The organism is Rhodococcus sp. NPDC003322 (genome assembly GCF_053589555.1).
In genome coordinates, this window is sequence record NZ_JBSFSC010000005.1 from 73,128 (window position 1) to 95,275 (window position 22,148).

General features: G+C 70.0%; 21 protein-coding genes. 14 read left to right on the forward strand and 7 right to left on the reverse strand.

Features of this window, described 5'->3' with window-relative positions; genetic code table 11:
• Window positions 1–48: 48 nt before the first annotated feature.
• Genes ACWDUM_RS19865 through mptB form a run of 3 tightly spaced genes read right to left on the reverse strand, consistent with a single transcriptional unit; the run spans window position 49 to window position 3,505 of the window.
• Entirely contained in the window at window positions 49–843 is a 795-nt protein-coding gene (locus tag ACWDUM_RS19865) for an ABC transporter permease (RefSeq protein ID WP_450135273.1), read from the reverse strand.
• A 2-nt stretch (window positions 844–845) separates the two neighbouring features.
• Window positions 846–1,784 carry an ABC transporter ATP-binding protein gene (locus ACWDUM_RS19870; RefSeq protein WP_450135274.1) on the reverse strand — a complete coding sequence of 313 codons (939 nt, stop codon included), beginning with the start codon at window positions 1,782–1,784 and terminating at the stop codon, window positions 846–848.
• A complete protein-coding gene (gene mptB, locus ACWDUM_RS19875) occupies window positions 1,781–3,505 on the reverse strand; it encodes a polyprenol phosphomannose-dependent alpha 1,6 mannosyltransferase MptB (RefSeq protein ID WP_450135669.1) in 1,725 nt (574 codons plus the stop codon). The genes ACWDUM_RS19870 and mptB overlap by 4 nt, the downstream gene beginning before the upstream one ends.
• A gap of 220 nt (window positions 3,506–3,725) precedes the next feature.
• Here mptB and ACWDUM_RS19880 point away from each other — a divergent pair, with 220 nt between their 5' ends.
• The 9 genes from ACWDUM_RS19880 to ACWDUM_RS19920 all read left to right on the forward strand — a co-directional run bounded on the left by ACWDUM_RS19880 (window position 3,726) and on the right by ACWDUM_RS19920 (window position 12,020).
• Window positions 3,726–4,394 (forward strand): helix-turn-helix transcriptional regulator, encoded by a 669-nt coding sequence (locus ACWDUM_RS19880; RefSeq protein ID WP_450113802.1) that lies wholly within the window; start codon window positions 3,726–3,728, stop codon window positions 4,392–4,394.
• 107 nt (window positions 4,395–4,501) lie between these two features.
• A complete protein-coding gene (gene sufB, locus ACWDUM_RS19885; protein ID WP_450113792.1) occupies window positions 4,502–5,956 on the forward strand; it encodes a Fe-S cluster assembly protein SufB in 1,455 nt (484 codons plus the stop codon).
• Window positions 5,956–7,176 (forward strand): Fe-S cluster assembly protein SufD, encoded by a 1,221-nt coding sequence (gene sufD / locus ACWDUM_RS19890; RefSeq protein WP_450113791.1) that lies wholly within the window; start codon window positions 5,956–5,958, stop codon window positions 7,174–7,176. The genes sufB and sufD overlap by 1 nt, the downstream gene beginning before the upstream one ends.
• 49 nt (window positions 7,177–7,225) lie before the next feature.
• Complete coding sequence (gene sufC / locus ACWDUM_RS19895) at window positions 7,226–8,032, forward strand: Fe-S cluster assembly ATPase SufC (protein WP_450113790.1); 807 nt, start codon at window positions 7,226–7,228, stop codon at window positions 8,030–8,032.
• A 4-nt stretch (window positions 8,033–8,036) separates the two neighbouring features.
• Window positions 8,037–9,341 (forward strand): cysteine desulfurase, encoded by a 1,305-nt coding sequence (locus tag ACWDUM_RS19900; RefSeq protein ID WP_450135275.1) that lies wholly within the window; start codon window positions 8,037–8,039, stop codon window positions 9,339–9,341.
• 1 nt (window position 9,342) lies between these two features.
• Window positions 9,343–9,912 (forward strand): Fe-S cluster assembly sulfur transfer protein SufU, encoded by a 570-nt coding sequence (gene sufU / locus ACWDUM_RS19905; protein WP_450135276.1) that lies wholly within the window; start codon window positions 9,343–9,345, stop codon window positions 9,910–9,912.
• Window positions 9,909–10,313, forward strand: a complete 405-nt coding sequence (locus tag ACWDUM_RS19910; protein ID WP_450113787.1) for a metal-sulfur cluster assembly factor — start codon at window positions 9,909–9,911, stop codon at window positions 10,311–10,313. Before sufU ends, ACWDUM_RS19910 begins: the two co-directional genes overlap by 4 nt.
• Before the next feature lie 133 nt (window positions 10,314–10,446).
• Complete coding sequence (locus ACWDUM_RS19915) at window positions 10,447–11,565, forward strand: NAD(P)-dependent alcohol dehydrogenase (RefSeq protein ID WP_450135277.1); 1,119 nt, start codon at window positions 10,447–10,449, stop codon at window positions 11,563–11,565.
• A complete protein-coding gene (locus ACWDUM_RS19920; RefSeq protein ID WP_450135278.1) occupies window positions 11,562–12,020 on the forward strand; it encodes a DUF4334 domain-containing protein in 459 nt (152 codons plus the stop codon). Before ACWDUM_RS19915 ends, ACWDUM_RS19920 begins: the two co-directional genes overlap by 4 nt.
• Window positions 12,021–12,072: 52 nt before the next feature.
• On the opposite strand, the gene ku is transcribed toward ACWDUM_RS19920, so the two are convergent.
• Entirely contained in the window at window positions 12,073–12,915 is an 843-nt protein-coding gene (gene ku / locus ACWDUM_RS19925; protein ID WP_450135279.1) for a non-homologous end joining protein Ku, read from the reverse strand.
• 59 nt (window positions 12,916–12,974) lie between these two features.
• On the opposite strand from ku, the gene ligD reads away from it, so the two are divergent.
• Together ligD and ACWDUM_RS19935 are read left to right on the forward strand one after the other, a co-directional pair.
• On the forward strand, window positions 12,975–14,861 hold the full coding sequence (ligD, locus tag ACWDUM_RS19930) for a non-homologous end-joining DNA ligase (protein ID WP_450135280.1): 1,887 nt from the start codon (window positions 12,975–12,977) through the stop codon (window positions 14,859–14,861).
• A 127-nt stretch (window positions 14,862–14,988) separates the two neighbouring features.
• The gene (locus ACWDUM_RS19935) at window positions 14,989–15,798 is read left to right on the forward strand and encodes a metal-dependent hydrolase (protein WP_450113783.1); all 810 of its coding nucleotides are present in this window, start codon (window positions 14,989–14,991) and stop codon (window positions 15,796–15,798) included.
• Here the strand turns inward: ACWDUM_RS19935 and ACWDUM_RS19940 are convergent.
• Window positions 15,761–16,813, reverse strand: a complete 1,053-nt coding sequence (locus tag ACWDUM_RS19940; RefSeq protein ID WP_450135281.1) for a TIGR03617 family F420-dependent LLM class oxidoreductase — start codon at window positions 16,811–16,813, stop codon at window positions 15,761–15,763. The genes ACWDUM_RS19935 and ACWDUM_RS19940 overlap by 38 nt on opposite strands.
• Window positions 16,810–17,949 carry a lycopene cyclase family protein gene (locus tag ACWDUM_RS19945; protein ID WP_450135282.1) on the reverse strand — a complete coding sequence of 380 codons (1,140 nt, stop codon included), beginning with the start codon at window positions 17,947–17,949 and terminating at the stop codon, window positions 16,810–16,812. The genes ACWDUM_RS19940 and ACWDUM_RS19945 overlap by 4 nt, the downstream gene beginning before the upstream one ends.
• Window positions 17,950–18,034: 85 nt before the next feature.
• On the opposite strand from ACWDUM_RS19945, the gene ACWDUM_RS19950 reads away from it, so the two are divergent.
• The 3 genes from ACWDUM_RS19950 to ACWDUM_RS19960 all read left to right on the forward strand — a co-directional run bounded on the left by ACWDUM_RS19950 (window position 18,035) and on the right by ACWDUM_RS19960 (window position 20,408).
• Window positions 18,035–18,385 carry a DUF1622 domain-containing protein gene (locus ACWDUM_RS19950; protein WP_450113780.1) on the forward strand — a complete coding sequence of 117 codons (351 nt, stop codon included), beginning with the start codon at window positions 18,035–18,037 and terminating at the stop codon, window positions 18,383–18,385.
• Between the two features lie 66 nt (window positions 18,386–18,451).
• A complete protein-coding gene (locus ACWDUM_RS19955) occupies window positions 18,452–20,083 on the forward strand; it encodes an ABC-F family ATP-binding cassette domain-containing protein (RefSeq protein ID WP_450113779.1) in 1,632 nt (543 codons plus the stop codon).
• A 97-nt stretch (window positions 20,084–20,180) separates the two neighbouring features.
• A complete protein-coding gene (locus tag ACWDUM_RS19960) occupies window positions 20,181–20,408 on the forward strand; it encodes a helix-turn-helix domain-containing protein (RefSeq protein ID WP_450135283.1) in 228 nt (75 codons plus the stop codon).
• 53 nt (window positions 20,409–20,461) lie between these two features.
• On the opposite strand, the gene ACWDUM_RS19965 is transcribed toward ACWDUM_RS19960, so the two are convergent.
• Complete coding sequence (locus ACWDUM_RS19965; RefSeq protein WP_450135284.1) at window positions 20,462–22,102, reverse strand: NAD(P)-binding protein; 1,641 nt, start codon at window positions 22,100–22,102, stop codon at window positions 20,462–20,464.
• Window positions 22,103–22,148: the final 46 nt, after the last annotated feature.

Sequence of the window (22,148 nt, forward strand, 5' to 3'; positions counted from 1 at the left end):
CACCGATGAATGATGGCCGCGGACCGGCCCGCCTGTCCGGAGTTTCGGTCAGGTGAACTTGAACCAGCGGGTTGCCAGCCACGCCGCGACCGCGCCCCACACGATCAGCACCACGATCGCGAACACGTCCACCGACCCGGAGACGGCGTGGTCGAGGGCCTCGGCGAGCGCCCCGGACGGCACGAGCCGGGCCAACGTGTGCAGCGCGTCGGGGATGCCGTCGCCGCCGAACACGACCGAGCCGATGCCCGCCATCACGAACCACAGCACGTTCGCCAGCGCCAGGACGATCTCGGCCTTCAACGTGCCGCCGAGCAGCAGGCCGAGTGCCGCGAACATCGCGGTGCCGAGGGCGATCACGACCGCACCGAGCAGGAGCCCGGCCGGGTCCGGTCGCCATCCGAGCGCGAATCCGATCGCACCGAGGAGGGCCATCTGGATCGCGACCACGATCACCACCGCCGCGCTCTTGCCCGCGATGATGCCCCATCGTGGAAGTGGCGTGGCGCCGAGCCGTTTCAACGCGCCGTAACGGCGGTCGAACCCGACCGCGATGGCCTGCCCGGTGAATGCGGTCGACATCACCGCGACCATCATCACCGCGGGCATCACCCGGTTCACCCGGGGATCCCCGAGGTCGCCCAGCGGCAGCAACGTGAGGCCGATCAGCAGCGTGATCGGGATGAACATCGTCAGCAGCAGCTGCTCCCCGTTGCGCAGGAGCAGGGTCAGCTCGAGCCGGGTCTGCGCGGTGAGCATCCGCAGCGGCGGTGCGGGTCGCGGGTTCGGCGCGAAGGTGCCGGGTGTGAACCGGTTGTCGGCGAGACGGTCGGTGTTGGACATGGTCAACCCCGCAGCTCCCTTCCGGTGAGGTCGAGGAACACGTCCTCGAGGCGGCGCTGGTCGACGCGGATCTCGGTGGCGAGCACGTCGAGTTCGGCGCACCAGGTGGCGACCGCGACGAGCACGGCCGGGTCGATGTCGCCTTCGACGACGTAGTTGCCTGCGGTCGGCTCGCTCGGGGTGAAGCCCGCGGGCAGGGCCGCGGCCAGCCGGGTCAGGTCGAGGTGTGCGGGCGCGGTGAACTGGAGCCGGCCGGCGGCGCCGTGCCGGGTCAGTTCGCTCGGGGTGCCCTCCGCGACGATGCGGCCGTGGTCGATGATCACCAGCCGGTCGGCGAGTGCCTCGGCCTCGTCCATCAGGTGGGTGGTCAGCAGCACCGAGACGCCGTCGCGGCGCAGCGCCTCGATCAGTTCCCACACCATCAACCGTGCCTGGGCGTCGAGGCCCGCGGTCGGTTCGTCCAGGAACACCAGTTCGGGGCGTCCGACGAGGGCACACGCGAGCGCCAGGCGTTGCTGCTGGCCGCCCGACAGCCGACGGTACGGGGTGCGGACGGCGTCGGTGAGGCCGAGTTCGCGCAGCAGCCATTCGGGGTCGAGGGGGTCGGATGAGTAGGCGGCGACCAGGTCGAGCATCTCGCCGGCCTTGGAGCCCGGGTAGGCGCCGCCGCCCTGGAGCATCACTCCGATGCGGGCGCGCACGTCGCCGGAGGCGACGGCGGGGTCGAGGCCGAAGACCCGAACGGTTCCGCTGTCCGGTCGCTGGAATCCCTCGCACATCTCGACGGTGGTGGTCTTCCCGGCGCCGTTCGGTCCGAGCAGGGCCAGCACCTGGCCGCGGTCGAGGGTCAGGTCGAGACCGTCGACGGCGACGGTGCCGTCGAACGCCTTCACCACACCGCTGAGTCGGAGCACGGGTTGTTCGGACACGGAAGAACTCACGGGACCTCAGAGTAGGCGTCGGGGGTTGCGGTCCTGTCCGACGCCCCGCTGTTCGAGGCCTCGGTCTCGACCCGCCACGGCAGCCGGTTGCGGGTGATGACGATGAAGGAACCGCAGACGAGGACGGTGGCGATCGCGGCCTGCACGATGACGAACGGCGGGTACTCGCCGCCGTTCGGCATGACGATCAGGCTGACCACCGACGACAGCGCGATCGCCGGGATGCGGAACACCGGCCGGGTCGCCCACGCGGCGAGGGGGATGACGGCCCACAGCAGGTACCAGGGCTGCACGACCGGGAACAGGAGCACCAGGAATCCGAGGGAGACACCGAGCGCGCCGATCGGGTGGATGCGGCCGAGGAGGACAGCGACGAGCATCCGCAGTGCAACGAATGCCGCGGCCAGTGACGCGATCGGCCGGGTCAGGCTGAGCACGGCGGTGGTGTGGTCGCCGAGGCCGAGCAGCACTCCGGCCAGACCGGTTCCCAGGCCGAGCAGGGTCGGCAGCGACATCCAGCTGCGCACCTCGTTGGCCGTGCCCAGGGTGTCGGGGCTCAGCCAGCCGAATCCGAGCCCGCTGATCAGGCTGACCGCGAGCACCACGACGATCGTGACCGCGGCGAGCAGCGCCGCGGCAGCGCACACCGACCGGAACGTCCCGCCCCACCTCCTGGCGAGGGCCATGCCGATGAATCCGAGGGCAAGCAGGGTGGGGATCTTCACCGTCGCGGACAGCGCGATGAGCCCGGACCCGGCCAGGAGCAGGGCGAGGCTGCGTCCCTCGCGGATGCTGAACCGGATCGGGTCCGCGCCCTCGATCGCGCGGAGTGCGATCTCGATGCCTGCGAGCATCAGGCCCAGCATGAGGGCCTCGTTGTGGATGCCGGCGACCAGGTGGAACAACAGCAGGGGATTGACGGCGCCGAGCCACAGTGCGGTCACGCTCGCGACCCCGCAGCGGCGCGCGAGCCGGGGCAGGGCCCACACGATCAGCGCGACGCCCGCGAGGGCGAGCAGGCGGTGCAGGAAGATGCCCGCGACGATGTTGTCGCCGGTCAGGGCGGAGATGCCCTTCCCGATCCAGATGAACAGCGGGCCGTACGGGGCGGGTGTGTCCCGCCAGATCGTCGGGACGGTCCGGGTCAGGATGTGGTCGACGCCGAGCGCCTGCGCGGGACCGATGGCGTAGGGGTCGAGGCCCCGGGCGGCGATCTCCGACTGCGCGAGGTACGAGTAGACGTCCTTGCTGAACATCGGCGGGGCGATCGCGAGCGGGACCACCCAGAGCAGCAGGGTGCGATCGAGCTGGGACCGGGTCAGCCGTCGCACGGCGGAACCCTCGCGGAAGCTGCCGACCGCGAAGCGGCCGAGCAGCAGCCAGGCCAGCACGACCATCGCGCTGCCGGTCAGGGTGATGGTCATGGCGACGCTCGGCATCCGTGCGGGCAGGCCGAGGAGGCGCAGTCCCTGGACCGGGTTCTGCAGCACGGGCTGCGCGCCCGAACCGAGAGCGCCGAGTGCCATCAGCAGGGCGCCCGTCGCGCCGAAGCGCCGGACGCCACGCAGCTGTGCGGTCTCGCGGGCGTTGAGCCCGGGCGCCTCGGGTTCGTCGCCGTGCAGGCTGGAGACGGCGAAACCGTCGCGGGGTCCGTTCAGTCCGAGGGCACGGCTGAGGAGGGTCTGCGACCGAGAGAGCAGGGCAGTGCCCCGTCGGGACAGGGGCCCGGCGGTTGCGCTGTCACCGGACTCCGGTGTGTCGTCGGTCTGCGGCACAGGATGCAGCGTAGCGGTGTTACACAGGGCACCCTTGGTGGACCGTCGGGTCGAATTCCGTCACACTGGTGTTGTGAAAACGGCAGACATCCGCCCCGAGCATCGCGAAAGCGCAGGTCCTGAGCCTGTTGCCGCGTCTCGTTCGGCGCTGCCGTCGGGCACCGCGATGGGTCACGAGGGTCACACCCGCGCGGCCGTCGTCAAGCTGCTGCTCGAACAGGGGCCGATCACCGCCACCGAGATCGGCGCCGAGCTGGGTCTGAGTGCCGCCGGGGTGCGTCGTCACCTGGAGGCGCTGATCGACGCCGGCGAGGCCCGTGCGACGCGGTCGGCGAGCTGGCAGCAGAAGGGGCGGGGCCGGCCGGCCAAGCAGTTCCAGCTCACGGCCGCGGGCCGCTCGCGGCTCGGGCACTCGTACGACGACCTGGCCGGAGCCGCGATGCGTCAGCTTCGCGAGATCGGCGGCGAGGCGGCGATCGTCGAATTCGCGCGGCGCCGCGTCCAGACGATCGTCGCCGACATCGATCCCGCGACCGGAGGTGACACCGCCGAGGTGGAGCAGACCGCCGACGCGATTGCCGACGCCTTCACGTCCGCCGGGTTCGCGGCCACCACCCGGCCGGTCGGCAACGGTGTGCAGATCTGCCAGCACCACTGCCCGGTCTCTCACGTCGCCTCCGAATTCCCCGAGCTGTGCGAGGCGGAGACGCAGGCGTTCGCGGAGCTCCTCGGCACCCACGTGCAGCGGCTCGCGACCATCGCCAACGGGGATTGCGCGTGCACCACCCACGTACCTCTGGTCGCACCCGGTGCCGTGCACCAGGAAGCGACCTGACCACCGAGCGACGAACTCCGCCCTCCCACGAACATCGCGTCGTCGGTGCCCAGCCCGCGCCGCGCACGCAACACGACTCACGTAACAAGACTCCGGAAGGAGCTCGCATGACCGTCACCCAGGATCAGGCAGCCGGCCGCCCCGACCAGCCGACCCTGACGCAGGACGAGGCCATCGCCTCGCTCGGCCACTACGAGTACGGCTGGTCCGATGCCGACGTGGCAGGTGCCAGCGCACAGCGTGGCCTGTCCGAGGCCGTCGTGCGGGACATCTCCGCGAAGAAGAACGAGCCCGAGTGGATGCTCGACATCCGGCTCAAGGCGCTCCGGACCTTCGACAAGAAGCCGATGCCGCACTGGGGGTCGAACCTCGAGGGCATCGACTTCGACAACATCAAGTACTTCGTGCGGTCCACGGAGAAGCAGGCCGAATCCTGGGAAGATCTGCCCGAGGACATCAAGAACACCTACGACAAGCTGGGCATCCCCGAGGCGGAGAAGCAGCGTCTCGTCGCCGGTGTCGCGGCGCAGTACGAGTCCGAGGTCGTCTACCACCAGATCCGCGAGGACCTCGAGGCCCAGGGCGTGATCTTCCTGGACACCGACACCGGACTGCGTGAGCACCCGGAGATCTTCAAGGAGTACTTCGGCTCCGTGATCCCGGCCGGGGACAACAAGTTCTCGGCGCTGAACACCGCGGTGTGGTCGGGCGGCTCGTTCATCTACGTGCCGCCGGGCGTGCACGTCGACATCCCGTTGCAGGCCTACTTCCGGATCAACACCGAGAACATGGGCCAGTTCGAGCGGACCCTGATCATCGTCGACGAGGGTGCCTCCGTGCACTACGTCGAGGGTTGCACCGCGCCGATCTACAAGTCCGACTCGCTGCACTCGGCGGTCGTCGAGATCATCGTCAAGAAGGGCGGCCACTGCCGCTACACGACGATCCAGAACTGGTCGAACAACGTGTACAACCTGGTGACCAAGCGCACCAAGGTCGACGCGGGCGGGTCGATGGAGTGGATCGACGGCAACATCGGCTCGAAGGTCACGATGAAGTACCCGGCCGTGTGGATGATGGGCGAGCACGCCCGCGGCGAGGTGCTCTCCGTGGCGTTCGCCGGCGAGGGCCAGCACCAGGACACCGGCGCGAAGATGCTGCACCTGGCGCCGCACACGTCCTCGACGATCGTGTCGAAGTCCGTCGCCCGCGGCGGTGGCCGTGCCTCCTACCGTGGCCTGGTCCAGGTCAACAAGGGCGCGCACGGCTCGAAGTCGACCGTCAAGTGTGACGCGCTGCTGGTCGACCAGATCTCCCGGTCGGACACCTACCCGTACGTCGACATCCGCGAGGACGACGTGTCGATGGGTCACGAGGCGACAGTCTCGAAGGTCTCCGACGACCAGTTGTTCTACCTGATGAGCCGCGGCCTCACCGAGGACGAGGCAATGGCAATGGTGGTGCGCGGCTTCGTGGAGCCGATCGCCAAGGAGCTGCCGATGGAATACGCCCTCGAGCTCAACCGCCTGATCGAACTGCAGATGGAAGGGGCCGTGGGTTAGTGGCCAACGCAAGCGAGGCGACGGGCGTGAAGGCTGCCGTCGCCGGTGAGAACCCTGCGACGAATGCGCAGGCGGCGCCAGCCACCAATAAGGGCGAGGTCTTCACGTCGTTCGATGTGAATGCGTTCGAGGTGCCCGCCGGTCGCGACGAGGCGTGGCGATTCACCCCGCTGCGCAGGCTGCGCGGCCTGCACGACGGCTCTGCGGTCCGCTCCGGTTCCGCGACCGTCGAGGTGACGGCGGTGGACGGGGTCACCGTCGAGACGGTCGGCCGCGACGACACCCGGCTCGGTCAGGGCGGTGTCCCGGCGGATCGGGTTGCCGCGCAGGCGTACTCGGGCTTCGAGACGGCCACCGTGGTGACCGTCGGCACCGAACGCGAGATCGCCGACGCGATCAACGTCGTCGTCACCGGTCCCGGCGAGGGACAGGTCGGCTACGGGCACATCCAGATTCGTCTGGAGGCCTTCGCCTCGGCGACCGTGGTGCTCGACCAGAAGGGCAGCGGAACCTACGCGGAGAACGTCGAGTTCGTGCTCGGCGACAGCGCGAAGCTGACAGTGGTCGCGGTGCAGGACTGGGCCGACGATGCCGTGCACGTCGCCGCGCACCACGCCCGCATCGGTCGCGACGCGGTGCTGCGGTACACGGCGGTGACGCTCGGCGGCGACGTCGTCCGCGTCACTCCGGTGGTGAAGTACGACGGTCCCGGCGGCGACGCCGAGCTGCTCGGTCTGTACTTCGCGGACGCCGGCCAGTTCTTCGAGCACCGGCTGCTGGTGGATCATTCACAGCCGCACTGCAAGTCGAACGTCGTCTACAAGGGCGCGCTGCAGGGCGTCGCCGGCGCCGAGGCGCACCAGCCCGACGCGCACACCGTCTGGGTCGGCGACGTGCTGATCCGCGCGGCGGCCGAAGGTACGGACACCTACGAGATGAACCGGAACCTGGTGCTCACCGACGGTGCCCGGGCGGACTCGGTGCCGAACCTGGAGATCGAGACCGGCGAGATCGTCGGTGCCGGACATGCCAGTGCCACCGGCCGGTTCGACGACGAGCAGCTGTTCTACCTGCGCTCGCGGGGCATCTCGGAGGAGCAGGCCCGCCGCCTGGTGGTTCGGGGCTTCTTCCACGAGATCATCGAGCGCATCGCCGTCCCGGAGGTGCGCGAGCGCCTCGAAGCGGCCATCGAGGTCGAGCTCGCCGCGGTCGGCGTCTGAATTCCGGCGAGTCAGCCGCCGGCACAACACTTCTCAAAGGACTCATTGAATGACTACCCCCGAAACCCCCGCCGCCGAGCCTTCCGTGCTGGAGATCAAGGATCTGCACGTCCGGGTCGCGCAGACCGACGAGAACGCCGAACCGATCAACATCCTCAAGGGTGTGAACCTGACGGTGCGGTCCGGTGAGACGCACGCGATCATGGGCCCCAACGGCTCCGGCAAGTCCACCCTCTCCTACGCGATCGCCGGTCACCCCAAGTACGAGATCACGTCCGGCAGCATCACCCTCAACGGTGAGGACGTCCTCGCGATGAGCGTCGACGAGCGGGCCCGCGCCGGCCTGTTCCTCGCGATGCAGTACCCGGTCGAGGTGCCGGGCGTGTCGATGTCGAACTTCCTGCGCACCGCCGCCACCGCCGTCCGTGGCGAGGCGCCCAAGCTGCGGCACTGGGTCAAGGAGGTCAAGGAGGCGATGAGCGAGCTGGAGATCGATCCGGCCTTCGGTGAGCGCTCCGTCAACGAGGGCTTTTCCGGCGGTGAGAAGAAGCGCCACGAGATCCTGCAGCTGGGCCTGCTGCAGCCGAAGATCGCGATCCTCGACGAGACGGACTCCGGTCTGGACGTCGACGCGCTGCGGATCGTCTCCGAGGGTGTGAACCGCTACCAGGAGCGTGAGCACGGCGGCGTGCTGCTGATCACCCACTACACGCGGATCCTGCGCTACATCAAGCCGCAGTTCGTGCACGTGTTCGTCGGCGGTCAGGTCGTGGAGTCGGGCGGCCCCGAGCTGGCCGACGAGCTCGAGGCCAACGGCTACGTCCGCTTCACCCAGGCAGCGACGGCGGGAGCCTGATTCCATGACCAGCACCGTGCGCGCGCTCGACGTCACGAGCATCCGCCGGGACTTCCCGATCCTGAGCCGCACGGTGCGGGACGGAAAGCCGCTGGTGTACCTGGACTCCGGGGCCACCTCGCAGCGTCCGGTCCAGGTGCTCGACGCCGAGCGTGAGTTCCTCACCACCTGCAACGCGGCCGTGCACCGCGGAGCGCACCAGCTCGCCGAGGAGGCGACCGACGCCTACGAGAACGCCCGGGTGGCGATCGCCCGGTTCGTCGGCGCGGACCCGGACGAGCTGGCGTTCACCAAGAACGCGACCGAGGCGCTGAACCTGGTCACGTACGTGCTCGGCGACGATCGGTTCGATCGCCACGTGGGGCCCGGTGACGAGATCGTGATCACCGAGCTCGAGCATCACGCGAACCTGGTGCCGTGGCAGGAGCTGGCCCGCCGGACGGGCGCGACGCTGCGCTGGTACGGGGTCACGGACGACGGCCGGATCGACCTCGACTCGCTGGAGTTGAGCGAGAACGTCAAGGTCGTCTCGTTCACCCACCAGTCGAACGTGACCGGCGCCGTTGCGCCGGTCGAGGAGCTGGTGCGGCGGGCGCGGGCGGTCGGTGCGCTGGTGGTTCTCGACGCGTGCCAGTCGGTGCCGCACATGCCGGTCGACTTCCACGCCCTCGACGTCGATTTCGCGGCGTTCTCCGGGCACAAGATGCTGGGCCCGTCCGGGGTCGGCGTGCTGTACGGCAAGCGGGAGCTGCTGGCGGCGATGCCGCCGTTCATCACCGGCGGGTCGATGATCGAGACGGTCACGATGGAGGCGACCACCTATGCGGCGCCGCCGCAGCGGTTCGAGGCAGGCGTGCCGATGACCTCGCAGGTGGTCGGGCTCGGTGCGGCCGTGGAGTACCTCGACGCGATCGGGATGGACGCCGTCGCGGCCCACGAACACGAGCTGACCGAGCTGGCGCTGGACCTGCTCGGCGCGATGCCCGGGGTCCGGATCGTCGGACCCGTGACCGCCGAGAATCGTGGTGGCGCGGTGTCGTTCGTCGTCGACGGTATCCACGCTCACGACCTGGGCCAGATCCTCGACGACGAGGGCGTGGCGATCCGGGTCGGGCACCACTGCGCGTGGCCGCTGCACCGGCGGTTCGGCATCGCGGCGACCGCGCGGGCGTCGTTCGCGGTCTACAACACCGCCGAGGAGGTGCACGCCCTCGCCGCCGCGATCCGGCGGGCGCAGGAGTTCTTCGGCACCCATCAGGTTCTCGAGCCGCTGCGCGAGGACGACGGCACGATCGACGGGGCGTCCTGACATGCGGATGGAGCAGATGTACCAGGAGGTGATCCTGGACCACTACAAGCACCCGCACGGCCGAGGACTACGCGAACCGTTCGGCGCCGAGGTGCATCACGTCAACCCGACGTGCGGGGATGAGATCACGTTGCGGGTCGCGATCACCGACGACGGTCGCGTGGGTGACGTGTCGTACGACGGTCAGGGCTGCTCGATCAGTCAGGCCGCGACATCGGTGCTCACCGACCAGGTGACCGGCATGGCGGTGACCGACGCGCTCGACGTGGTCGAGGCGTTCAACGAGATGGTCACCAGCCGCGGCACCGTCGAGGGCGACGAGGAGGTGCTCGGCGACGGCATCGCGTTCGCGGGTGTCGCGAAGTATCCGGCGCGTGTGAAGTGTGCGCTGCTGGGATGGATGGCATTCAAGGACGCCGTTGTTCAGATAGTTGACACCGAGGACGCGCCAGCGGCCTCGCATGTGACCGAGGACGCGCCAGCGGCCTCGCGTATGACCGAGGACGCGCCTGCGGCCTCGGGTGACGGGGCCGGCACCGTGCCGGCGGTGACCGGAGGATCTGCATCATGACCGAAACCCAGGCGGGCACGCCCGACGAGGCCGTCGCGACCGACACGACGCCGGCGCAACCGGCGGTCGAGCTGACCCCGGAGCAGCAGGCATTCGTCGACGACCTCGAGGAAGCGATGCGCGACGTCGTCGACCCCGAACTCGGCATCAACGTCGTCGATCTCGGCCTGGTCTACGGCATCGCCGTGGACGACGAGTCGGTCGCGACGATCGACATGACGCTGACGTCCGCGGCTTGCCCGCTGACCGACGTCATCGAGGAGCAGGCCCGCGGTGCGCTGGTCAAGAGCGGCCTCGTCGAGGAACTGAAGATCAACTGGGTCTGGATGCCGCCGTGGGGTCCGGACAAGATCACCGAGGACGGCCGCGAGCAGCTTCGGGCGCTCGGTTTCACCGTCTGACGCACCCTTCCGAAAAACCCCGCCGACCCCCTGTATCGGCGGGGTTTTCGCGTCTACACTCGCGCAGGAAGTTAATCACGATTCTCATCCGGTGTCGACGATGGCGGGCGAGTGCGGACCTTCGGGGGTGTGGGTGGGAACACGAGCACGTGCGGCGGTGCTGAGCGGATTCGGCGACCCGTTCGAGATCAGGGACGTCGAGGTCGACGCCCTGCAGGAGGACGAGGTCCTGGTACGGATCGCCGGGGTCGGCATCTGTCACACCGACCTGACCGCCGCGGCCGGCGGCATCCCGATCCCGGTGCCGGCCGTACTCGGTCACGAGGGTGCCGGGGTGGTCGAGGCGGTCGGTACCGAGGTCGACACGCTCGCACCCGGTGACCGGGTCGTGCTGAGCTACTCCGCGTGCCGCGGCTGCCGCAACTGCGACGAGGGCCGCCCCGCCTACTGTGAGCACTTCGCGGTCCGGAACCACTCGGGCCGGCGACCCGACGGCTCCACCACACTGCGCCTGGACGGGACTGCGCTGCACGGCAACTGGTTCGGGCAGTCGTCGATGGCCACCCGAGCCGTCGTTCGTGCCGCCGACGCCGTCCGGGTCGACGGTGATCTGCCGATCGAACTCCTCGGACCGCTGGGGTGCGGTGTCCAGACCGGTGCCGGGGCGGTGCTGCGCGTGCTGCGTCCGCGGCCGGGAGCCTCGATCGTGGTGTTCGGCGGCGGTGCGGTCGGTCTCGCCGCGGTGCTGGCCGCGGTGGTCGCCGAGTGCGCGACGATCGTGGTCGTCGACCCGGTGCCCGCACGCCGTGAACTGGCACTCGCCCTCGGCGCGAGCACCGTGATCGACAGCGCGGAACCGAATCTGGCGCGCCGGATCCGCGCGGTGACCGACGGCGGAGCCGACCACAGCGTCGACACCGTCAGCACCGCAGAGGTGCTCGGCACCGCGGTGTCGGTGCTGCGCTCGCCCGGCAGCTGCGCGACGGTCGGCCTGCGCGGACAGCGGAACCCGGTCACGCTCGACCAATCCGCACTCCTGCTGGGGCGCAGTGTCACCGGCGTGATCGAGGGCGACGCCGACCCGCAGCAGTTCATCCCCGAGCTGATCTCGTTGTGGCGGGCCGGCAGGTTCCCCTTCGAGAAGCTGATCACGACGTTCGCGTTCGACGACCTCGCCGCCGCGCTGGACGCCGCCCGTTCCGGTGCGGTGGTCAAGGCGGTCCTCACGTTCACTCAGGAAGGCGCATCATGACTGTTCACGACCATGTCGAGAAGCTGCTCGCGGCGGAGACCGTGGATCCGCGGGAGCTGGACCGGCTGTGGGACGAACTGCCGGTGGTCCGGGTCGACGAGCTGTCGGGGAGCTGGCGCGGTCGCGGCATGCGGACCGGGCACCGCACCGGCCGGTTGCTCGACCGGACGCGCTGGTACGGCAAGACGTTCGGCTCCCGGTTCGACGTGCAGCCGCTGATCTGCCGCGACGCGGACGGGAACCTGTTCTCCGACGTCGAGGCGGGCAACGGCGAGGCGAGCCTGTGGATGGTCGAGTTCCGGGGCGAGTCGACCGCGACGATGGTCTACGACGGAATGCCGGTGTTCGACCACTTCAAGCGGGTCGGCCCCGGCACCCTGCTCGGGGTGATGAACGGCAAGAACGTCCTCGACGGCGGCGAACACTTCTGGTTCGTCCTCGATCGCGACGACTGACGTTCGACCGTGACGACCGACGCGCGATCCTGACGACCGACGTCTGGGGCCGTCAGCCGGTCTTGGCCTTGCGCCCGGGCGACGCCTTCGCCGGGCCCTTCTTCGCACCGTCGGTCTTCTTGGCCTCGTCGACGCTGCGTTGGAGGGCCGCGACGAGGTCGACGACCTCGGCATCGGCCTCGCGCGCGGCGCCCGACGGCACGGTGACCTTCTCGCCGCCGTTCGCGATGGCCTCGTCGAGAAGCTTCTGGAGTTGGACCTGGTAGTCGTCGGTGTAGGACTCCGGGTGGAAGTCCTCCGACATCGAGTCGACCAGCATGGTGGCCATCGCGAGTTCCTTCTCGCTCGGCGAGGTGCCCTCCTCGAGCGACTCGAATTCCGCGGCGCGGACCTCGTCGGGCCACAGCAGGGTCTGCACCACCAGAATCCCGTCGCGTACCCGCAGTGCCGCCAGCCTGGTGCGTTGCCGCAGGGTGAAATGTACGAGCGCGGTGCGGTCGTTGCCGACGAGTGTCGAGGCCAGCAGGTTGTATGCCTTCGGGGACGCGGAGTCGGGTTCGAGGAAGTAGCTCTTGTCGAACAGGATCGGGTCGATCTGGTCGGAGGGCACGAACTGCAGGACCGGGATCTCGTGCTTCTCGGCGGCCGGGAGCTTGTCGAAGTCCTCGTCGGTGAGTACCACCTGCGCGCCGTCCTCGGACAGGTACGCCTTGTCGATGTCGGCGTACTGGACGATCTCGCCGCACTCGGAGCAGACCCGGTTGTACCTGATGCGTCCGCCGTCCTTGCCGTGGACCTGGTGGAACTTGATGTCGTGGTCCTCGGTGGCGGAGTACACCTTCACCGGGACGTTCACCAGACCGAACGCGATGGAGCCTTTCCATATCGACCGCATCACACCATGATGGTCCATACTCTGGGATCAGGCCAGGTGAAAGCCAAGGGCGGATGCGGATGACTCACAACGCGGCTGTGCGTGTCGGAAACCGGCGCCTGACCCTGACCAACCTCGACAAGGTGCTGTACCCGGAGACCGGCACCACCAAGGCCGAGGTGCTGCAGTACTTCACGGAGGTCGGTCCGGTGCTGTTGCCGCTGCTCGCCGGCCGGGCGCTGACCCGCAAGCGGTGGCCCGACGGCACCGCGGCGGAGCCGTTCTTCCAGAAGAACGTCGAGGCGGCGACCCCCGACTGGGTGCCACGGCACACCCTGACCCAGGGCAGGCGCACGGTCGACTACCCGGAGGTCACCGAACTCGCGGCGCTCGTCTACTTCGCGCAGTCCGGGGCACTGGAGTTCCATGTCCCGCAGTGGCGATTCGCGCCCGACGGCAGTCCGGCCGATCCCGACCGTCTCGTGATCGATCTCGACCCGGGGCCGGGTGTCACCCTCGACGAGTGTGCGTCGGTGGCGGTCCGCGTCCGCGAGCGGCTGCGCGCCCGTGGACTGGACGCGTTGCCGGTTACCAGTGGCAGCAAGGGAATTCACCTCTACGCCGGCGTCCCGCCGGGGTGGACGTCGAGGCGGTGCAGCGAGGTCGCGAAGGAGATTGCGCGCGAACTCGAACGGCAGACGCCGGATTCGGTCACCGCGACGATGACCCGGTCGCAGCGGACCGGGAAGGTGTTCGTGGACTGGAGCCAGAACTCGGCCTCCAAGACCACGATTTCGCCGTACTCGCTCCGGGGAACGGCCCGGCCGTATGCGGCGGCCCCACGCACCTGGGACGAGCTCGAGCAGCCGGGCCTGGCGCAGCTGGAGTTCCGTGAGGTGCTGGCCCGGGTGCGGGCGACGGTCGCGCCGGCGGTCGTGCCGAAGCCTGCGCCGGCCGAGGGCCGGTCGGCCACACACGTGCCGACGCCGTCGCCCATGCTGGCCACCGCGACCACCGCGGACGAGTTCGCGCGGCGGGCAGACCCCGCGGTGTGGGCGTTCGAGTACAAGCTGGACGGGATCCGGGCGTTGGTGCACTTCGCGTCCGACGCGGATTCCGGGACGAGCTCGGTGCGACTGGTCAGCCGCAACGGCAACGACCTGACCGCCACCTATCCGGAGCTGCTGCAGATCCCGGCCGGGCTGCACGGGCACTCGGGGGTGCTCGACGGGGAGATCGTCGCGTACGGCGCGGACGGCGCGCCGAGTTTCGCGCGGCTGCAGCGGCGGATGGGGCGCAGCAGGCCGCGGGACGTGGCAGCGGTTGCGGAGGCGAATCCGGTGGCGCTGCAGGTGTTCGACATCCTCGAACTCGACGGCACCACGCTCGCGGGCAAGTCCTATCGGGACCGGCGCACGGTGCTCGACGCGATCCGGTTCGAGGAGGACGGCCCGTGGCGGCCGACCGAACCGGCTCCCGACGATTTCACGGCCGCGCTCGAGGCCAGCGCCGAACGGCACATGGAGGGACTGGTCGCGAAGCGCCGGGATTCGGCATACCGATCGGGGAGGTCGTCGAACTGGCTCAAGATCAAGCACTTTCGCAGCTGCGAAGTGGTGATCGGCGGTTGGCAGCCGGGGGAGGGCGGTCGCGCCCGGGGGATCGGGTCGTTGCTCCTGGGAATCCCCGACGGAGTGGGCGGGCTTCGTTACGTCGGCAAGGTCGGCAGTGGTCTGACCGGCGCGATCCTGGCGGAACTCGAGGAGGCGGCCGCCGCACTGGCGACGGACGAGTCGCCGTTCGGCGCGATTCCCGCCCCGGATGCGCGGTCGGCGCACTGGATGCGTCCCGAACTCGTTGCGGAGGTGCGGTTCTCCGAGGTCACCGGGGACAGCAGGCTGCGGCATCCGGTGTGGCGCGGGCTGCGGCCGGACAAGTCGGTGGCCGACGTCGACGGCCTGACGTGATCGTGCGCACCGACCCCACGGGCAGGTGTGCGGGTCGTGTCGGTGGCGGTTGATAGATTTCGGTCCGTAGTGGGCGGCTCGCTTCGGGCAGCGCTCTTGTCGTTCTGTCCGAAAGGTTTTCGCTGTCATGGTGATGGGTGCGACCCACGCTGTCTCCGGTGCCGTCGCGGGTCTGCTGGCCGCCCAGGTACTTCCGCCCGAGTGGGGTGGCCCGACGTCCACCGCCGAGGTGTTCACCTTCGCCGGGGTCTGCGCGGGCGCCGCGTTGCTGCCCGACCTCGACACCACGCAGTCGACGGTGGCCCGATCCTTCGGACCGGCGAGCTGGGTTCTGGCCAAGGGCGTCGACACGGTGTCGCTGGGCTACTACCGGATCACCCGCGGACGGCGCGATCCGAAACGTCGCGGCGGCCACCGAACCCTCACCCACACCGCGCTGTTCGCCGTCGCGATCAGTGCGGCGGTGTCGTCGCTGATCGTCGCGTTCGGGCAGCCCGCGATCATCGGCGTCCTGTTCCTGACCCTCGGTCTGGCGTTGCGTGGGCTCGCGGGCGGCTGGGCGAAACGCAACGGCTGGATCGCGGTGACCCTGGTGGCGGGCGTGCTGTCGGCGCTGACATGGACGTGGTACCCGGACGAGGTGGGATCGCGTGCGCTCGGTGTCGCGGTCGGGCTCGGGTGCGCCGTCCACTGCCTCGGCGACGCCGTGACCAAGGAGGGCGTGCCGTTCCTCGCGCCGCTGCTGCCGTGGGGCGGGCGCCGGTGGTGGGAACTGCAGCTGCCGTCGTGGTTGTCGATCCGCGCCGGCGGCACATTCGAACGGGCGATCCTCGGTCCACTGCTCACCCTCGTCGCGGTCGGACTGGCACTGTGGGCGCTGGACGGGGTGCCCGCCGCCGTCAGCGACGCGCTGGCGGAGTTCCAGGCGCTGCGCTGACCGCCGACGCGGTGCCGAGCGCTGCCACGAGGTCGCGGACGTGGCCGAGATCGACGTCGTAGCCGGGGAAGTAGCAGCACACCCGGTCGGCCTGGTCGCCGAATCTGCGCAGGATCTCGGCGGCGCACTGCTCCGGGGTGCCGCGCACGGCGAGGGTGTCGACCAGCGAGTCGTCGACCAGCGCCATCATCTCGGCGATCGCACCCCGCTTCGACAGCGCGTTCAGCGGGTCCTGCAGGTCCGCCCGGCCCTCGGCCTCGAGCACCGGACGGTACGCCGGTGTGGACCCGTAGAACGCGAGCAGCGCGCGCACCCCGGTGGTCGCGGCCGAGAGCTCGGCGTCGGTGCGGCCGGTCGCCACGATCACCTGCGGCACGATCTCGAAGTCGGTGCGATCGCGGCCCGCCCGGTCGAGTCCCTGTGCGACCGCGGGCAGCGTTCGCTCGTGGAAGTGCCGCTCGCTGTTGAACGGCATCACCAGCAGTCCGTCCGCGACCTCCGCGGCGGTGCGGGTCATCACCGGTCCGAGCGCGCCGAGCAGGATCGGCGGAGGACCGAACGGGTTCGGCCCGGGCACGAACGTCGGCGGCATCAGCGTGTGGGTGAAGAACTCGCCACGAAAGTCCAACCGCGACCCACCCTCCCAGGCGTCGAGGATCGCCCGCACCGCCAGCACCGTCTCCCGCATCCGGGCGGCGGGCCGCGACCAGGGCGCCGAGTAGCGCTTCTCGATGTGGGGACGGATCTGCGATCCCAGCCCGAGCCGGAACCGGCCACCCGACATCGACTGCAGGTCCCAGGCCGCGTGTGCGAGGTGCATCGGGCTGCGCGGCAGTGCGATCGCGACGTTCGTGGCCAGGTCCACGTCGACGACCGGCGCCGCCGCGACCAGCGGGAAGAACACGTCGTGCGGGCCCTCGAACGTGAACAGCCCGGCCACCCCGGTCGCGGCGAGTTCGGCCGCCCGGCGGGCCGCGTCGGCGGGTGCGGCGTCGAGTTGGATCTCGACCTTCATCGGGGTCTCCTCGGGTGGATCGGCAGCGTGGCGCCGATCAGTGTGCGCCGCACCGGCATCGGCGCGCGGCGAAACAACGTCCACATGGTCGCGGAAACCGCTCGCGGATCCGTGCGATCGGACAGGTAGGCGCGCTGCGCCGGCTGCGGCAGCGCGAAGAAGCTGTCGAAGAACTCCGGAACCCGGGCCGGTGGCAGCGCGAGCAGGGCCCGCAGCCCGACCTCGCGCAGTGCCCGCACCGCGCGAGCGGGCCGGGGCCACAACGCCTCCACCGGGTCGTCGCCGGCGACCAGGGCGTCCACCACCGCGTCGACCGCCGCGAGCGACGCTGCGACGCTGTAGCCGGTGCCCGGATGGGAAAGTCCGGCGCGGGCGCCGAACGTGACCGTGCCCGGTGCCGGGCGTGGCGCCTGAACGGGAAACCGCACCCGCTCGGCCGGGGCGTTCGCGGGCACGGCGACGCCGCGCGCGGCGAGTCGGGCCCGAAGTCGTGCCCGCAGCACCGGCAGGGGAAGTGCCGGGCGGCCCACCAGACAGGTCTCCTCGAGCAGCACTCGCTCGCCGTCGAGCGGCACCGCGTACAGGAAGGACGGTGACGCGTCCGCGGGGGCGCCGTTGTCGCGGCGCCAATCCATGAAGAGCGCGGCAGCGCCACCGAGCGCAGGCAGCGCGTCGGCGCGGGGTAGGACGACTCCGTACGCCGTCTGTTCGGCGAGTGCGGGGGAGCGGGTGAGACCGCGTGCGTCGACGACGGTGCCTGCGCCGACCGTGGTTCCGTCGTCGAGGGTGACGTCGCCGCCGCCGACGACCTGTGCGCGGCCGCGCAACACCCGCACCCCGGTCAGGTCGAGCGCGTTCCGCAGCCCGGCGTTGTCGAGCACCGAGTACTCCCGGTCGAGGGTGCGCGCCCGGCGCGTCCACACGGTCGGGCGCGCGACGCCGGCCGCGATCGCCCCGCTCCCCAGCCACGAGGGCAACTCGTCCGCCCATGCGGCGTAGGTCGGCGTCCAGCACCGGTCCGGTGCGGGGTCGACGGCGACCACGTCGAGACCGGCCGTCGCGGCGCGGTGGGCGAGCGCCCGGCCCGACGGACCCAACCCGACCACGGCGAGGTCGGGGACGCGGCGCTCACTCATGGACGACCACGCTAGCCGCGCCTGCGCGCCCGATCGCGGTGAACCTGCCACGCTGGTGTCAGCCGACCGGGAAGGCAGGGGCCGCATGCAGCTCGAGTCCGTCATTTCCACCGTCGGATCCGTCGTCGACGTCGTCGGGGTCGCGGTCATCGTGATCGGCGCCGCCGTTGCCAGCTGGATCGCGCTGTCCACGAGCCGGACCGCGCCGGGGACGCCCGTGTACGCGCCGTACCGGCGCAACCTCGGCCGGTCGATCCTGCTCGGCCTCGAATTCCTGGTGGCCGCGGACATCATCAAGACCGTCGCCGTCACCCCCACCTTCACCTCGGTCGGCGTACTCGCGCTGATCGTGCTGATCCGCACGTTCCTGAGCTGGTCGCTGCAGCTGGAGATCACCGGCCGGTGGCCGTGGCAGGAGGAGGCGGGGTCGCGATGAGCGTCACACCCCGGCCGGGGTGACCCCGGCGTGGGCACGCCCGGATCTCGGGTAAGCTGGCTCGTCGTGATTACCGCCACCGACCTCGAAGTTCGTGCCGGTGTGCGAACCCTCCTCTCGGCACCCGGATCCGCCCTGCGTGTGCAGGCCGGTGACCGCATCGGTCTCGTCGGCCGCAACGGTGCGGGCAAGACCACCACGCTGCGCATCCTCGCCGGTGAGGGCGAGCCGTACGCGGGCACCGTCGTCCGCAGTGGTGACCTCGGCTACCTGCCGCAGGACCCCAAGGAGGGCAACCTCGACGTGCTCGCGAAGGATCGGGTGCTGTCGGCGCGGGGTCTCGACGAGATCATCCGCAGCATGGAGAAGCAGCAGGCGATCATGGCGGAGGCCGTCGACGACGACGCCCGCGACAAGGCCGTCCGCAAGTACGGCTCGCTCGAGGATCGTTTCGCCGCCCTCGGCGGGTACGAGGCCGAGTCGGAGGCGGCGCGGATCTGCAGCAGCCTCGGTCTGCCCGACCGCGTGCTTGCGCAGCCGTTGCGCACCCTCTCCGGTGGTCAGCGTCGCCGCGTCGAGCTGGCCCGGATCCTGTTCGCGGCCTCCGACTCGTCTGGCGGCAAGTCCAACACCACCCTGTTGCTCGACGAGCCGACGAACCACCTCGACGCGGACTCCATCACCTGGCTGCGCGGCTTCCTGCAGAATCACGACGGCGGCCTGATTGTGATCAGCCACGACGTGGACCTGCTGAACGACGTCGTCAACAAGGTGTGGTTCCTCGACGCGGTGCGCGGCGAGGCCGACATCTACAACATGGGCTGGAAGAAGTACCTCGACGCCCGCGCCACCGACGAGCAGCGCCGCCGCCGCGAACGTGCGAACGCGGAGAAGAAGGCGTCCGCGCTGCGGCAGCAGGCCGCCAAGCTCGGCGCCAAGGCCACAAAGGCGACGGCCGCGCAGAACATGGCCAAGCGCGCGGACAAGCTGATCGCCGAGCTCGACGACGTCCGGGTCGCGGACAAGGTCGCGCACATCCGGTTTCCGGAGCCCGCGCCGTGCGGCAAGACGCCGCTGATGGCGAAGGAACTGACCAAGGTGTACGGGTCGCTGGAGATCTTCACCGGTGTCGACCTCGCGATCGACCGCGGCAGCCGGGTCGTCATCCTCGGCCTGAACGGTGCAGGCAAGACCACCCTGCTGAAACTGCTTGCGGGCGTGGAGAAGCCGGATCTCGGTGAGTTGGTGCCCGGGCACGGACTGAAGACCGGGTACTTCGCGCAGGAGCACGACACCCTCGACGACGAGGCGTCCGTGTGGGAGAACATCCGGCACGCCGCACCCGACGCAGGGGAGCAGGACCTGCGGGGTCTGCTCGGTGCGTTCATGTTCACCGGCCCGCAGCTCGAGCAGCCGGCAGGCACCCTGTCCGGTGGTGAGAAGACGCGACTGGCCCTGGCCGGGCTCGTGTCGTCGGCGGCGAACGTGTTGCTCCTCGACGAGCCCACCAACAACCTCGACCCGGTCTCGCGTGAACAGGTCCTCGACGCGCTGCGCAGCTACACCGGCGCCGTCGTCCTGGTCACCCACGACCCGGGTGCCGCGGAGGCGCTGAACCCGGAGCGGGTCATCCTGCTGCCCGACGGCACCGAGGACCACTGGTCGCAGGACTACCTGGACCTGATCCAGCTGGCCTGAGCCGTGACGCCGGCGGCGCCGGCACCCCGCCGGGGGACCGATCTGTACTAGCCTGAAGTCCGGAAAGTGATGTGCATCACACTCCGGAGGATTGGTGATGGCAGAGTTCGACACGGTGCGCAAAGGGGTACGGATATCGGGCGGTGCGCGGGATGCGATGCAGACCGAACTGCGCGACCGGTATCTCGGGGGCGCCAGCATCCGATCTCTGGCCGAGGCGACCGGTCGGTCCTACGGATTCATCCGGACACTGCTCACCGAAGCCGGTGTCGAACTTCGCGGGCGCGGCGGTCCGAACCGACGCCGGGCCGTGCACGGGACCTGAACGCAGTACGCGGCAGGTCCGCCGTGGGGAGGGCCTGCCGCGCAACGGGATTGTCAGCGTCGCGCCAGGAACCTGGCCAGCGTGCGTTCGGCGAGTGCGGTGATGGTGAGTGAGGGATTGACCAGACCCACTGCGCCGGGGGCGAAGGCTCCGTCGACGACGTAGAGGTTGTCGTAGCCGAGGATCTCGCCGTCCATGGTTGCCGCATGGTTCATCACCACGCCACCGAGGCCGTGATACGTGCTCGCCGAGCCGAATCCGACCGCCCGGGAGTAGATCGGTATGCCGCTCAGCGGGCGCCCGTGCCGGATCTCGGCGCGCTCGCGGAAGTGCTCGGCGAATGCGGCCCCGCGGCGGTCGAGTGCGTTGCCCTCCGGATGGGGGTAGTTGAGGACCGCGGCGCCGGTCGCGTGGTCGAAGTCGATGGTGCCCCGCTCGTCGCTGTGCACCTGGATCAGGTTGGTGGTTACGGCTCGTCCGAGCGGCGAGGGCAGCGGGGTCGAGTGGTAGACGATCGACGCCGGACCGCCGGGCAGGTCGTCCTCGTAGAGGCGTCCGAATCCGGGACCGCCCTGGATGTCCCCGTAGTCGTCGGACAGGGCGGTGCGGGCGGTGAGGAAGTCCCCGTTCGCGCCGAAGCCCTCGCCGATGCGCGACGACAGGTTCGGGAGGGTGCCCTTGGCGCGGGCCTCGACGAGCATCCGGGTGGTGTGGAAGGAGCCGGCCGCCATGAACAGGTAGTCGGCCTCGGCGGTGACGGTGCGGACAGTGCGCTGCTGGTCGTCGATGACGCGGGCGGTCACCTCGAAACCGCGGCGCCGTGCGCGCGGGCGGATCTCGAAGACCTCGTGCATGGCGTTGATCGTCACGTTGCCGGTGCGTTCCGCCGCGGGCAGGTAGTTCCGGTCGACGGAGTTCTTGGCGCCGCTGTTGACACCGAATCCCAGCTCGCCGTTGGTGACCGAGGCGACCGCTCGCCCCTCGAGCTCGGCGCGCACGATGTCCCAGTCGATGGCGTAGTCGAAGGCGACTGCTTCCCTGCCGTATCGACGCGCAGTCGCCTGCCAGGACCGGGTGCCGATGTAGCGCGGATGGGCCATGATGTCCGCAGGCAACGGCGAGGCGCCGAGCATCGCCTTCGCGCGCGGGTAGTAGGTGGCTGTCAGTTCGGCGAAACCGGCGCCGCCGGGGAAGACCTGATCGAAGTCCTGCTTGCGGGGGATCGCGGAGAAGGCGCCGAACGCCAGCGAGCCGCCGCCGACCCCGGCGCCGTACACCGAGTCGATCCCGTTGCCCTTCACCCGGTCGAGGAGTCCGGGATAGCGGCCCACCGGGATGCCGACCGAGGCGGTGACACCGACCGTGTCACTGAACCACGCCGCTCGGCCGTCGGGGCTGGTGAAGGTGGCAAAGGTGTTGCCGTCCGGGCGGATCGGCCAGTGGCGTCCCCGCTCGAACACCGTCGTCCTGATGCCCGCCTCGCCGAGTCGCAGTGCGGCGACCGCGCCGCCGAAGCCGGTTCCGACCACGATCGCGGTCTCCTGCTCGGCTGCCGCGGCGGCCGTGCCAGGTCGCGCGAGCGAGGCGGTACCGAGCGCGCCCAGCGCACCGGCGCCGACGGCCGCCCGTAGAACGGCTCTCCTCGACAGGGACGGGAGCGATGCGGCGGCTGATTGTCCGGTGGGTGTGGTCACGGTCGCGAAAGTAGCGCTTTCAACTACCTCCCGGTGCACCCACCTT